Raw genomic sequence first — 14,448 nt, 5'->3', positions numbered from 1 at the left:
TACATAAATAATACTAACATAGTTTAAAAAAAAATGCAATAGAAAAGGAATTTAAAAAATTAAAATATTTAAAAGCTTTGTTTATAGTTAATTTAATGGTAAAATGTTGGATGTAAGATAAAATTTATTTAAGATGTAAGACAAAATTTTTATAAAGAGTAAATATATTACTATATTTATATTTAGTTTTTATGTTTTATATTAAATAATATTATATTTAGAAAATTATTTTTATTATAATATAAAGTATTATTCACTTTATAATATATAAATTATTATAAACAAATGACTTTATGTTTATAATAAAAATTTGGGAGAGGATTATTGTGACAAAAGAAAAATTACTAATTTTAGATGGAAATAGTTTAATGAATAGAGCATTTTACGCTCTTCCAATGCTTACAAATAGTGAGGGACTGCATACAAATGCTCTTTATGGATTTATGAATATGTTATTTAAGATGAAAGAAGAAATAAAGCCAGATTATATAGTTTGTACTTTTGATAGAAAAGCACCTACATTTAGGCATGAAAATTTTAAAGATTATAAGGCTGGAAGAAAGAAGATGCCAGAGGAACTTAATGAACAATTTCCTGTTCTTAAAGAATTACTTAATCTTTTAGCTATAGATATTTTTGAAATAGACGGATTTGAGGCAGATGATTTAATAGGTACTTTAGCTGTATTTGCTGAAAGTAAAGGAATAGAAGTTTATATAGTAACTGGAGATAGAGATGCTCTTCAACTTGCAACAGATAATATAAAAGTAGTAATTACCAAAAAAGGCATGAGTGAAAAAGAAATATATGACAAAAATAGAATGATACAAGAATTTGGAGTAACTCCAAAAGAGTATATAGATGTTAAAGGCCTTATGGGAGATGCTTCTGATAACATACCAGGAGTACCTGGTATTGGTGAAAAAACTGCTTTTAAGCTTATTTCACAATATAAAAGTATAGAAAATGTTTTAGAAAATATAGATAATATTAGCGGGAATAAAATAAGACAAAATTTAATGGAATATAGTGAACAAGCAATTTTTAGTAAAAAACTTGCAACTATAATGACAAATGTCCCAATTGAGATAAACTTAGATTCAATTAAATCAAAAGATAATTTTGATATTGAAGGAATTAAGAAAATGTTTTTCAAGCTTCAATTTAAATCTTTAATTGATAAACTTCCAAAGGGAAATTATGAAATGAAAGATTTAGATTTATATGATAAAAATAAAATAGAGTTTGAATACATAGATAGTATAGAAAAGTTAAAAAGTATAATTGAATATATAAAAGAAAATATATATTTTACTATTGATATTTTAAATCCTAATATATATTCAAAAATGGAAATAGATAAAATATATATGAAATCTCAAAATAAAAATTATATAATAATGATAAATAAACTTCTTCAAATAGATGAAAAAAATACAATATATTTTTTAAAGATGATATTTGAAAATGAAGATATACACAAAATTAGTTATGATAATAAAATTTCATATATATCATTTAATAAATTAGGAATAAATATAAAAGGCTTTATTTTTGATGTGAAAATAGCAGCTTACTTAATTGATTCATCAAAAGGGGAATATGAACTTTTAACTCTTATACAAGAATATTTAAAAACAGATATTAAAGAAAATGGTGATGAGCTTAAAATAAAAATGACATCGTATCTTGAAGAATTAAAAGAAATACTTTCTTCTAAGATAACAGAGTATAATATGGAAAAACTTCTTTATGAAGTTGAACAACCATTAACTGAAATATTAGCTTCTATGGAAGCTGAAGGATTTAAAGTTGAAAGTGCAATACTTGATGAACTTGGAGAAAAGTTTAAAAATGAAATAAATTTAGTTCAAAAAGAGATATATGATTTAGCAGGAGAAGAATTTAATATAAATTCGCCAAAGCAGCTTGGTAAAATTTTATTTGAAAAATTAGATCTTCCTGTTATCAAAAAAACAAAAACTGGGTATTCAACAAATGCTGAAGTATTGGAAGAATTATCTGATAAGCATCCTATAATAGATAAAATAGTATATTATAGACAGCTTACAAAATTATATTCTACATATGTAGAAGGATTAAAAAATGTTATAGACGAAGATGGAAAAATACATTCAAGTTTTAATCAAACAGTAACAACAACAGGTAGATTATCTAGTACTGAACCTAATTTACAAAATATACCTATAAAATATGAACTTGGGAAAGAGATAAGAAAGGTATTTGTTCCAAATAATGATGAGTGTTTAATATTATCAGCAGATTATTCTCAAATAGAATTAAGAGTACTTGCTCATATAGCTAATGATGAAAATCTTATAGATGCGTTTATTAATCATAATGATATACATACTAAAACTGCTTCTGAAGTATTTAAAGTTCCGATAGAAGAAGTTACTCCAATTATGAGAAGTAGAGCCAAAGCTGTAAATTTTGGTATTGTGTATGGAATAGGTGAATTTAGTTTGGCTAAAGATCTTAAAATAACTAAAAAAGAAGCTAAAACTTATATAGATACCTATTTTGAAAGATATCCTAATGTAAAAAAATATATGGAAGATATAATTAATTTAGCAAAAGAAAAATCTTTTGTTACTACTATTTTAAATAGAAGACGATATATACCTGAAATAAAATCTTCTAATAAAGTAGTTAGAGCTTTAGGCGAAAGATTAGCAATGAATACTCCTATACAGGGTAGTGCTGCAGATATTATAAAGCTTGCGATGGTTAATGTTTATAATGAACTAAAAAAGCAGCACTTAAAGAGTACATTAATACTTCAGGTTCATGATGAACTTATAATTAATGTATATAAAGATGAATTAGAAAAAGTTAAAAATATAGTAAAAAATGAAATGGAAAAAGTTTTAGAACTAAAAGTTCCTTTAGAGGTAGATATAAATATAGGTAAAAATTGGTATGAAGCTAAATAATTAATATATTAATATTTTGTTAGTTATTTAAACAAATTTAATCATTTAAATATTAATTTTAATTAAAATTGTGGTGATAATATGATTAAGATTGGATTGACTGGAGGCATAGGAAGTGGGAAAAGTACTGTATCTAATATTTTAAAAGGATATGGGTATCCTATAATAGATGCAGATATAATTGCCAGAGATATACTTTTTAAGTATCCAGAAACACTTTATAATATAAAAATTCAATTTGGAGAAAAATTTTTTGATGAAAAAGGGAATTTAAAAAGAAGAGAATTAGGGAATTATGTTTTTAAAGAGCAATCTCTTAAGCAAAAGTTAGAAGATATAACATTACCTTATATTAAAAAAGAAATATTTGATCAAATTGAACAATATAATAAAAAAGGGGCTAAACTATGTATAGTTGATGCTCCAACTTTAATTGAAGTGGGTTTGCATAAATATATGGATTATAATATATTGGTATGGGTAGATGAAAATACACAGATAAAACGAGTGAAATATAGAGATTTATTAAGTGAAGATCTCATAAAAGATAGAATAAAAATGCAAATGCCTTTAGATAAAAAGAAAAATTATGTAGATTTTATTATAGATAATACAAAAACCTTAATACACACAAAAGAACAGGTTGAAGAAGTATTAAAAAAAATTTTGACATAGAGGGTATAAGAAATGAAGTTCAAAGTTATTATGCGTTCTTTTAGTGCGTTAATAGTTATTCTTATTTTTATAAATTTATATTATTTAGCTAAACTTTTTTTCCCATTAAAGTTTGCCAACCACATAATAAAATATTCTAAAGAATATTCTTTAAGTCCTTATTTGGTAGCTGCAGTAATTAAAACTGAAAGCAATTTTAAACCAGATGCAAAATCTAATAAAGATGCGTATGGATTAATGCAAATTACACCTTCAACTGCACAATGGGCTGCAAAAGAAATGGGTATACAGGATTATGAAGAAAATATGCTTTTAGATCCAGAATTTAATATAAAAATGGGATGTTGGTATATAGATAATCTAAAAAAAGAATTTAATGGAGACATAAATTTAGTTTTAGCAGCCTATAATGGTGGAAGAGGTAATGTGCAAAAGTGGCTTTCAAGCAGTGACCATTCTAAAGATGGTAAAAATCTTTATTATATACCATTTAAAGAAACAGATGAATACATAAAGAAGGTTAAGGTAAATTATAATATATATAAATTTTTATATAAATCTTTGGAAAAAGGATAAAAGTTCAGTATAATATTAATATTTTTTCTAATATAGTAAAAGTATTTAATACAAATTATTACAGTTTTTTAATTATAATAAACAAATACTTAAGTCTATTTAGATAAGAGAGATATAAAAAATCTCTCTTATAATTTTAAAAAATACTTGCAAAAGCATTGGAAACTGTATATAATTATACGTGTAAAAGATATAGTCAACATGTTCGAGAGTTATTAAAATACACGTGCATAAATCTAGCAAAATATGCGAGAGTGGCGGAATCGGCAGACGCGCACGTTTGAGGGGCGTGTGGGAGACCGTACGGGTTCAAGTCCCGTCTCTCGCACCATTTTATTAATATTTTATATTTTAGGGACTTTTTTAGCTTCTAATGTTAAAGTAGTTCATACGATTTTTAGTTATTTTTAACTAAACGTATGAACTTTTTTTATTTACATATATTGATGAAATTATAAATTTATGTTAATGTAAATTTTGTAGGTATTAAGAAAAGTATAGGTATTCTGTAAGAAAAGTGTAAATATATAAAATAAATGTAAATATATTTATTAAAATTATTGTTAATATCACTATAATATAACTTTTTTTATTTAATAACTAAAGGAGAGATTAGTAACAATATGTACAAAAAAATAAAAATATTATTTTTAATTGCTGCTGCAATGTTATTGACAAATTGTGATACTAAGTCTATTAACAATATAGCAACAGCTAATTTAAATACAGAGATTAAACAAAGCTCAGATGCTAATAAATTAAATGATAAATCACTAGCAAAAGAACAGCAAGAAGAAAAAGAAAATCCCAAAATAGAAGAAGATAACATAAAAAAAGAATTAGAGGATGAACAAGAATCAGAAACTAAACTTAAGCAAAATTTAAAAACAGAGGAGCAAAAACAGACTGAAAAAGTAGTAAAGAAAAATAATGCAACAACTATAAAAAAATCTGATGTTTCGAAAAATACACCTGAACAAATAGTTAATAATAAGAATTTGTCTTCTAGCACTAAGTATTTAATATATGTGGATTTAAAATCAAGACCTCAAACTACATATATATTTCAAGGTAGCAAGAATAAATGGAAATTAACTAAATCGTTTATATGTTCTGGAGGATTATCAAAACATCCAACAGTAACAGGACAATATACAGTTAAATCAAAAGGCAAATGGTTTTTTAATGAAAAATATAAAGAAGGTGCTGAAACTTATACACAATTTTATGGTAATTATTTATTTCATACAGTTCCTATGGATAAAAATCATAAAGTTACAAATCCTAATTTAGGACAGCCTTCATCTCATGGTTGTATTAGATTGGGAATACCTGATGCACGTTGGATTTATTACAATATTCCTAAGGGAACTAAAGTTTATATTCCTTATGCTTATTAACGTAATTTATAAATTTCTAAAAAATTTATAAATAAAAAGTAAATAAATATATTAATTAATTTTAAAATTATTGTATGATTAGCTTACCAAAAGTCTTTTTATTAAATGTTGACCATTATATATAGATATAATAGAAATTTAGGAACTCTATAAATTGTATAGTGGGAATTAATTTACAGCTTATTGTAGGTTAATCATTGTATAATAATTAATTAGACAAGCTTTTAATATGGGGGAATACTAATGAATAAAAAAGAATTAAATAGAATGAAGAAAGAGCTTAAGGCAGATAGTGCTATATTAAATATTAACGAAATTTATTCGGTATATTTAAAAAAAGATAATGGAGCAATAATTTATAATAATTTAAATCATTTTCAAATGCTAGATAGTGAAATGCAAGATTTTTATTTTAATAACTTTAAAAAGATACTTGGAGGGAATTTAGATACAAAATTATTTGAGCTAGAATTTAAAGATAACCCTAATGAAACACAATTGATTTTAAATAATATGTTAAAAAGTCAAGATAAAAATTTTTACATAGAATATGCAAATAAAATTATAGATAAAATTTTAAAAAACTATATATACGATTCAGATATAGTTATTACTTTTGTAAAAGGAGAATATTGGAAACCTAGCAATAATAAAAATAAAACTGAAATAGATGGAGAAGATGATATAGTTCAGTCTCTTCCTTTTATTATGGAAAGTATTAATAAAGTTGAACCTTTTAAAAAAACTGTAGTTTTTAATTTTGAAGAAAAAGAGTTTAAAGCAAGCAATATATTAGATACTGTTATAAACTTTAATAATCCTATTGAGGGATTTATGTTTCCTTCATTTGACAATGGATATTCTGATATAAATAAAATTTTATTTTATAATTCTAAGCCAAAAGAATTAAATTATAAATTTATAGAAAATGTTCTAAATTGTAGCATGAAATTAACTGCAGAGGAAGAAAAAAATTGTTTTATAGATATAGTAAAAACTGTAGTTGGTGAAAGTATAAAAACAGAAGTTATTGAAGATATATATTCAAGGATAACTGATATAGAAAATTTTTCTGATGAAGATGAAGAAATTAATATAGGGTTAAATGACATTAAAAATATTTTGAAAGATATTGGAGCTAAAGATGTTGAAGTTTTAGATAAAGTTTTTGACGAAAGTTGTGGGAAAGATTATAAATTTTCTGCTAAGAATATAGTTCCTAATTTTAAATCAAAATCATTAAAAGTGTGGAACGAAGATATATCAATAAGTGTAAATCCTAAAAATTTAAGTAGTATAAAACAAGTAAAAGGAACAAATGGAGAGAGATGTCTTCTTATTGAACTTAATGATGATGTGTTGGTTGAAGGTTTTAAACTTGCAACAGAAGATAATATATAAATATATTTTGCTATAAATGTAGTTTTAGTAAATGTATAAGTTATTTTAAATAAATTCAAAAGTCATGCATAAATTAGTAAACACTTTTTTAGGCATGACTTTTAACTTAGAATTATATAAAGTTCACTTTAATCACAATAATGTTATAGTTTTATAAAACATTTTATAAATAAAAATATTTTATTTAGTTAAATATTCTATTAAAGTTCTTGTAGGAATTCCTGTTGCTCCATTTTCCAAAAAATCTGATCCAGTAGATAAATTTGAACATCCTGCAATATCCAAATGAGCAAAATTAACATCTTCGGCAAAACTTTGAAGGAAAAGACCTGCAACTATTGCACCACAAGAAGTTCCAGTATTTTTTAAATCTGCGCTATCAGTTTTTAGCTGATCTAGATATTCTGGATTATTAGGAAGTCGCCAAAAATTTTCTCCAACTTCTTTTCCACAGGAAATTATTTTTTCTGCAAGTTCATCAGAATTACTTAAAAGTCCTATATTAATTTCTCCTAGAAAATTAGCACAAGAACCTGTTAATGTAGCAATGTCTATAATATTTGATGCACCTAATTCTTTAGCATAAGAAATAGCATCACAAAGTATTAATCTTCCTTCAGCGTCTGTAGATATTATTTCTACTGTTTTTGAACTATATGTAGTTATTACATCTCCAGGTTTATATGCATTACCTGAAGGCATATTTTCAACAACAGGTGCTAATGCAATGATATTTTTTTTAGGTTTTAACTTTCCTATAGCTTTCATAATACCTAAAACAGATGCTGCCCCAGCCATATCAGATATCATATTTTCCATACCTTTTCCAGGCTTTAAAGATATTCCTCCACTATCAAAAGTAACGCCTTTACCTACAATAGCAGTAATTTCTTTATTGTTAATATCCCCAAAATATTGAAGTATAATAAGTCTTGGACTTTGTACACTACCTTTACCTACATAAAGTATTGAATTCATACCCATTTGTTCAAGCATGTATTTATCAATTATCTTTACATCTAAATTTTCTTCTTTAGCTATATTTTCAGCTTGTTGTGCTATATATTTTGGTGTTATATAATTTGAAGGTAAATTTACAAGTTGACGTACATAGTTTACTGAATTTCCTACTATAAGACCTTTATTAATAGAATCTTTATATTGAGATATAATATTTATCTTTTGTAATTTAATTTTATCTTCAATTTTTTTTATGCCCTTAAATTTATATAAAGCTAATTCAATGCTTTGTCCTATTATATAACCAAAGTCTTCATTTAAATTATCCAAAATATCTAATTCTTCAATTAAATTTTTGATATTTTTAATAGCATATCCTAGAGATTTTAAAAGTCTTATTGAATTAAATTCTTCAGTTGAACCAAGTCCTATAATGAAAATTTTTTTATAAGATGTTTTCCCTAATGTGTTTAGCATTTCGAATTCCTTAAATTCTCCACAAATAGTAGAAAAATTCAATATTTCCTTTATTTCATCAGGGTATTCTAAGTTATAATTTTTAAATTTAAAAACTAAAAGATTTGAATATAATTTAATGTTATTTATGCCAATCATAATTGCACCTCCATTTAAATAATAACATATTTTCATAAAATTTTTATGAAAAATAATATTATTTTTCATAAAAAAATCAATGTTAGAGGAATTTAAAATTTTATGTAGAATATAAAATTTAAGAGGTGAATTTATGTTTGATATAAATATAAACATGGATAATATGGTTATTTCAAATATTGAACGTCAAGATATATTATATATAAAAGATTGGATTAATAATCAAAACTTAAGTTATTTAAACAACACAAAACCAATTGATTTTAATGAATTGTATGAAAGATTTTTAGAATATTATGTTAGTGAAAATGAATTCTTTTTAAAAATAACAAATGATGACAATTTAATTGGAATTATTAAAGGAAGAATAGAATTTAAAAATTTAAATGAAGTTTGGATTTGGAATTTTATTATAGATGAAAAATACAGAGGTAATGGAATTGGAAGTAAAATAATTGATTCTATAAAAAATTATTTTTTAAATAGTTTTGGAATTTATAGTTTTTATACAGTTGCTTGTGAAAAGGATATAAAAGCTCTTAAGTTTTGGAATAAAAATGGATTTGAAATTTCAAGAATTTCAAAAGGATATTTTAATATAAATGGTAATGATTTTGATATGTTTATTTTAAAAACATAAAAATTTCATAAAAAATAGCTTTGAATAATAGTGTTTTTATTTAAGTATTAGTAATTTTAATGAGACACTTTATTTGTAGCTATTTTAATTTTTAAGTTTTTTACTAAAAATAAAATCATAATTAAGTATATTATTAAGTATATTTTATTTATTATACCTTTAACTGTAAAATAAATTTTTTATTTATTTTTATCATAAAATAATATTTTTATAAGTATTATTAATATATAAAAGTTATATAAGTAATAAAGCGGAGGTATAATAATGAAATACACAAGATATGATATAAAAAGAAAAAAAAATAATAATTTTATTTTTGGTATAACATTAATTTCAACATTGATTTTTGCATTAATAATAGGAACATTAATTTCTAAAATCATTTTTAAAAATTCGTCATTGAATGAAAAAATATTTAAAATAGATAATTCAACAAATGTATCTAATGCTATTACAGAAAAAGAAGAAAAAAATTCTTTGAAATTTATAGGGATTCAAGGAGGATTATTTTCTCAAAGTGAAAATATACAACAATCTAAAAATATATTAAGTAATTATGGAATACCTTTTACTGTTACTGAAGAAAAAGGTACGAGAGTTATATTAGGTATATATAGTGAAGAAAAAGCTTTAAATATTATAAAAATTTTAAATGAAAATAACATTGACAATTCTAAGATTAATTTTGAAATAAACTTAATTAAAAATGATGCTTGTGATGAAGTTATTGCAGAACTTTTAAATGCTGAAATAAATATACTTAATGAAGTTTCTAATAAAGATACTAAATCTATAAAAACAAATGATTTAAAAGCATGGTGTGAAGAAAATACTAAAAAAGTTGATAATAAAAGTAAAAATTTTACTATATTAAATGAAATAAAAACAAACATAAATGGAATGCCTAATGAACTAGGCAAGGATAAAGTTTCTGAATATTATGTATTTATTTATAATACTTTGAAAAAGTTAAATGGTAAATAAAAACAAGTTATTAATAATTTAAGTGTTTTAGAAAATTTTAAAAAAACAGTATAAATATTATAAAATTCTAAATAATTATTAAATAATACTTTAAATACTTGTGTATATTTTTATTAAATGTTAAACTATAAACTATATGAAAATTATATTTTTTATATAATTTTCATATAGTTTATAGTTTATTTTATGTAAAATAATATGTTTGTACATATTTAAAAAACTATTAAAATATAAGTTTATTTAATGTATATAAACATAAGGAAGGGATATATAAATGAGGGGGCTAGATAAAAGTAAGGGGTTTTTAGCATTTATAATATTTTTAGGTGCTATAAGCGGAAGTCTTTTGGGGGATTTACTAGGAAGTAGATTTGAAAAATTATATTTTTTAAAAAATATATATTCAATAGGAACTTCTAAACCTTTATCATTAGATTTAAAAATATTAACTATTTCATTAGGCATAAATTTTAATATAAATTTAATGTCTATACTTGGCATAATATTGTCAATAATATTATATAGAAATAATTAGAATTTTAGGAAGTGATATAGTGAATATTGTTCTAGCTTCTTCTTCCCCAAGAAGGAAAGAACTTTTAGAAAAAATTATTAAAGATTTTTCAGTTATAAATAGTGATTTTGATGAAAAAACTGTTATATATAATGGTGATTGTAAAGAATATGTAAAAGATATATCTTTAGGTAAAGCCATAAAGGTTAGTGAAAATCTTAAAGAAGATAGTATAATTATAGCATGTGATACTGTTGTTTATTATAAAAGTAAAATTTTTGGGAAGCCCAAAGATAAGGAAGAAGCTTACAGTATGTTAAAAAGTTTAAGTGGTAATATGCATCAAGTTTGTTCTGGAATAACTATTATAAATAAAGCTTTATCCACTATTAAATGCGAAGCTGTTTGTACAGATGTATTTTTTTCTAATATTTCAGATTATGAAATTAATAAATATTTAGATAGCTTAGAATGGGTAGATAAAGCTGGTGGTTATGGTATTCAAGGGAAAGCAAGTATTTTTGTTGAAAAAATTCATGGTTGCTATTATAATGTTGTAGGACTTCCTTTAAATTGTCTTTATAATATGCTTTTGGAGATGGGGGTAAATCTATAATATATAAAAGGAGAATATTTTTATTATGGAAGATAGGCTTAAAATTATGGATTTACCAGAAACTGAAAGACCTAGAGAAAAATTATTAATGTATGGAGCACAAGTGCTATCAAATTCTGAGCTCTTAGCCATTATACTTAGAACTGGAAGTTCTAGTGAAAATATTATTAATTTAAGTACTAGAATTTTAAAAGAAACAGGTGGGCTAAATGGAATATTAAATTGTTCAGCTGAAGAATTGCTCTCATTAAAAGGAATAGGTAAGGCAAAAGCATCTCAACTTTTGGCATTAGGAGAACTTTTAAAAAGATTTAGATCCTTTTATTCAGGTGAACAGTATAAAATATCTGAGCCTAAAGATGCAGCTGAATATATTATGAATGAAATGAGATATTTAAAGCAGGAACATTTAAAAGTTATAATGTTAAATACAAAAAATATAGTCATAAAGGTAAAAGATATATCTATAGGGAGTCTTAATTCTTCTATTGTTCACCCTAGAGAAGTATTTTGTGAAGCAATAAAAAAAAGTAGTGCTTCAATTATTATATGTCATAATCATCCTTCTGGTGATCCTTCTCCAAGCAGGGAAGATATAAATCTCACTAATAGAATTAAAGATTGTGGAAAGTTGCTTGGAATAGAGCTTTTAGATCATATAATAATTGGAGATGGAATTTACGTAAGTTTAAAAGAAAAAGGTATATTGTAATTTGAAAGGAGATACACGTTTATGGGATTTTTTGGAATATCTAAAGATATGGGTATAGACTTAGGAACAGCTAATACTCTTATTTATGTTAAAGGTAAGGGAATAGTTCTTAGAGAACCTTCTGTTGTAGCTATAAATTGTGACACTAAAAAAGTTTTAGCTGTAGGACTTGAAGCAAAACAGATGATAGGAAGAACTCCGGGAAATATAAAGGCTATAAGACCTTTAAAAGATGGAGTTATTGCAGATTTTGATGTTACTCAAACAATGTTAAAAAAATTTATTGAAAAGGTCAGTCCTAAAAGTGCATTCACTAGTCCTAGAATAGTTGTATGTTTTCCTTCAGGAGTAACAGAAGTTGAAAAAAGAGCTATAGATGAAGCTACAAAACAAGCAGGGGCTCGTGAAGTATTATTAATGGAAGAGCCAATGGCAGCTGCTATTGGTGCAAATTTACCTGTTAATGAACCTACTGGAAGTATGATAGTTGACATTGGAGGAGGAACAACAGAAGTAGCTGTAATATCACTTGGAGGAATAGTAACAAGTAAATCATTAAGAGTAGCTGGAGATGAATTAGATCAATCAATAATAAATTATATAAAAAAAGAATATAATTTAGCTATTGGAGAAAGAACGGCTGAAGCTGTTAAAATAGAATTAGGATCAGCATATCCTCAAGAAAGTGAAAGTACTATGCAAATAAAAGGTAGAGATTTAATATCAGGACTTCCTAAAATTATAGATATTACTGATGGAGAAGTAAGAGAGGCTTTAAAAGAACCAGTTTCAGCTATTATAGATGCAATTAAAACTACTTTAGAGAAAACTCCGCCAGAACTTGCAGCAGATATTATGGACAAAGGAATTATGTTAGCTGGAGGAGGAGCACTATTAAAAGGATTAGATAAGCTTATAAATAATGAAACACATATGCCTGTACACATAGCAGAATCACCTCTTGACTGTGTTGGCTTAGGTGCTGGAAAAGCCCTAGATCATATTGATAAGGTAAGTAGAAAAAGATAATATATGAAACTTTTAAAGAATAAACTGACAGTAATTATAATTATACTGTCAGTTAGCTTTTTAATATTGATTGGGCTAAGCGTCAAGAGAGAAAATGTAACTGCAGTGGAAAATGGTATAGGTAGTGCTATTAATTTAATACAAGGAAGTATCTATAAGGTAGGAAATTCTATAAAAGAAACAGTAGGGTCTATTTTTAAATTATCGTCTATTAAAAAAGAAAATGAAGAGCTTAGAGAAAAAAATAATGAACTTGAAAGAAAACTTTTAGAATATAATTCTCTTTTAAAAGAAAATCAAAGATTAAGAGAGGCATTAAATTTTGTAGATCAACGCTCTGAATATAGTTATATAGGATGCAATATAATTGGTAAAAGTGGAGGTAATTTTTTAGATGGATTTATAATAGATAAAGGAACTAAAGATAATATAAAAAAGGGTATGGTAGTAATAACATCAAGAGGTTTAGTAGGTCAAGTTACAAAAACTGCTTCAAACTGGTCTTTAGTTAATTCTATTTCTAATGAAAATATAGCTGTAAGCGGTATAGTTGAAAGCACCAATGAGACTGGGATTGTAAAAGGGTATACTGATTCAGAAAATACTCTTCTTGCTAAATTATATTATTTGCCACAAGATTCTCAAATAAAAAAAGGAGATATTGTCTTAACTTCAGGATATGGGAACTTTTATCCTAAAGGAATAAGGATTGGAGAAGTTATTGATATAGAAGAAGATAAAGGTAAAATAATGAAAAATGCTATAATAAAACCATATGTAGATTTTAATAAATTAGAAGAACTTTTAATAGTAATGCCTAAAGAAATAAGAGATATTAAATACTAAGGTGTGAAAGTATGAAAAAGATTTTTGTGTTAACTTTTTTATGTTTATTATTTTTTATCATGGATAATACGATAGTACCTTTTTTTGCTATAAAAGGATGTTATCCGAGTCTTCTATTGTTATTTGTTATATTTTATTCAATAATAAATGGCAGCTATCAAGGTATATGGATAGGCGTTTTTTCAGGTATTTTACAAGATTTATATTTTTTCAATGGTTTTGGAGTAAATGCTTTTACCAATATGATTATATGTTTTGTAGCTGGATATATTGGAGTAACTATATTTAAAGAAAAAAGTCTTGTACCTATTATATCTTCTTTTTTTCTTACATTAGCAAAAGGAATACTTGTATTTTTGATTTTATATGTACTAAAAGTAAATATATCAATTGATAATATTTTTTATAATAGTTTATATTCTATGGTTGTTTCTATATTTATGTATAAATGGGTATATAAATTATGTCAAAAAGAGTATATGAAAAAAAATTGGAGCTTTTATGATTAAATTTTAGAAAGGAG

At 24.4% G+C, this 14,448-nt stretch carries 14 protein-coding genes and 1 tRNA gene; 14 read left to right on the top strand and 1 reads right to left on the bottom strand.

The window, feature by feature from the left end; all coding sequences use genetic code 11:
• The first annotated feature begins 326 nt into the window (after window positions 1–326).
• The 6 genes from polA (at window position 327) to EGD97_RS02495 (ending at window position 7,009) form a co-directional block, all read left to right on the top strand.
• Window positions 327–2,957, top strand: coding sequence for a DNA polymerase I (gene polA / locus EGD97_RS02520; protein WP_078681438.1), 2,631 nt, complete (start codon window positions 327–329; stop codon window positions 2,955–2,957).
• A gap of 81 nt (window positions 2,958–3,038) precedes the next feature.
• Window positions 3,039–3,632, top strand: a complete 594-nt coding sequence (gene coaE / locus EGD97_RS02515; protein WP_078681439.1) for a dephospho-CoA kinase — start codon at window positions 3,039–3,041, stop codon at window positions 3,630–3,632.
• 12 nt (window positions 3,633–3,644) lie between these two features.
• A complete protein-coding gene (locus tag EGD97_RS02510) occupies window positions 3,645–4,208 on the top strand; it encodes a lytic transglycosylase domain-containing protein (RefSeq protein WP_078681440.1) in 564 nt (187 codons plus the stop codon).
• Window positions 4,209–4,456: 248 nt separating this feature from the next.
• Window positions 4,457–4,539: transfer RNA gene (locus EGD97_RS02505), tRNA-Leu, on the top strand.
• Between the two features lie 292 nt (window positions 4,540–4,831).
• A complete protein-coding gene (locus tag EGD97_RS02500) occupies window positions 4,832–5,608 on the top strand; it encodes a L,D-transpeptidase (protein WP_127836417.1) in 777 nt (258 codons plus the stop codon).
• A 243-nt stretch (window positions 5,609–5,851) separates the two neighbouring features.
• The gene (locus EGD97_RS02495) at window positions 5,852–7,009 is read left to right on the top strand and encodes a DUF4317 family protein (protein WP_127836416.1); all 1,158 of its coding nucleotides are present in this window, start codon (window positions 5,852–5,854) and stop codon (window positions 7,007–7,009) included.
• Window positions 7,010–7,189: 180 nt separating this feature from the next.
• Here the strand turns inward: EGD97_RS02495 and EGD97_RS02490 are convergent, their stop codons facing one another.
• Window positions 7,190–8,584, bottom strand: a complete 1,395-nt coding sequence (locus EGD97_RS02490) for a M17 family metallopeptidase (protein WP_164850142.1) — start codon at window positions 8,582–8,584, stop codon at window positions 7,190–7,192.
• Window positions 8,585–8,717: 133 nt separating this feature from the next.
• Between EGD97_RS02490 and EGD97_RS02485 the strand changes: the two genes are divergently transcribed.
• The 8 genes from EGD97_RS02485 (at window position 8,718) to mreD (ending at window position 14,434) form a co-directional block, all read left to right on the top strand.
• Entirely contained in the window at window positions 8,718–9,224 is a 507-nt protein-coding gene (locus tag EGD97_RS02485) for a GNAT family N-acetyltransferase (protein WP_078681444.1), read from the top strand.
• A 264-nt stretch (window positions 9,225–9,488) separates the two neighbouring features.
• Window positions 9,489–10,208 (top strand): hypothetical protein, encoded by a 720-nt coding sequence (locus tag EGD97_RS02480; protein ID WP_078681445.1) that lies wholly within the window; start codon window positions 9,489–9,491, stop codon window positions 10,206–10,208.
• Between the two features lie 274 nt (window positions 10,209–10,482).
• Window positions 10,483–10,743, top strand: coding sequence for a DUF4321 domain-containing protein (locus EGD97_RS02475; protein ID WP_078681446.1), 261 nt, complete (start codon window positions 10,483–10,485; stop codon window positions 10,741–10,743).
• A gap of 19 nt (window positions 10,744–10,762) precedes the next feature.
• Window positions 10,763–11,338: a Maf-like protein gene (locus EGD97_RS02470; protein ID WP_078681447.1), complete on the top strand. Its 576-nt coding sequence runs from the start codon at window positions 10,763–10,765 to the stop codon at window positions 11,336–11,338.
• A 25-nt stretch (window positions 11,339–11,363) separates the two neighbouring features.
• Entirely contained in the window at window positions 11,364–12,050 is a 687-nt protein-coding gene (radC, locus tag EGD97_RS02465) for a RadC family protein (RefSeq protein ID WP_078681448.1), read from the top strand.
• Between the two features lie 21 nt (window positions 12,051–12,071).
• The gene (locus EGD97_RS02460; RefSeq protein ID WP_078681449.1) at window positions 12,072–13,079 is read left to right on the top strand and encodes a rod shape-determining protein; all 1,008 of its coding nucleotides are present in this window, start codon (window positions 12,072–12,074) and stop codon (window positions 13,077–13,079) included.
• 3 nt (window positions 13,080–13,082) lie between these two features.
• Entirely contained in the window at window positions 13,083–13,925 is an 843-nt protein-coding gene (mreC, locus tag EGD97_RS02455) for a rod shape-determining protein MreC (RefSeq protein WP_078681450.1), read from the top strand.
• A gap of 11 nt (window positions 13,926–13,936) precedes the next feature.
• Window positions 13,937–14,434, top strand: coding sequence for a rod shape-determining protein MreD (gene mreD, locus EGD97_RS02450; RefSeq protein WP_078681451.1), 498 nt, complete (start codon window positions 13,937–13,939; stop codon window positions 14,432–14,434).
• The last annotated feature ends 14 nt before the right edge of the window (window positions 14,435–14,448 follow it).

The sequence above is a fragment of the Clostridium prolinivorans genome (assembly GCF_004011155.1).
GTDB lineage: Bacteria > Bacillota > Clostridia > Clostridiales > Clostridiaceae > Clostridium_AT > Clostridium_AT prolinivorans.
This window is presented reverse-complemented; position numbering and strand designations above follow the sequence as displayed.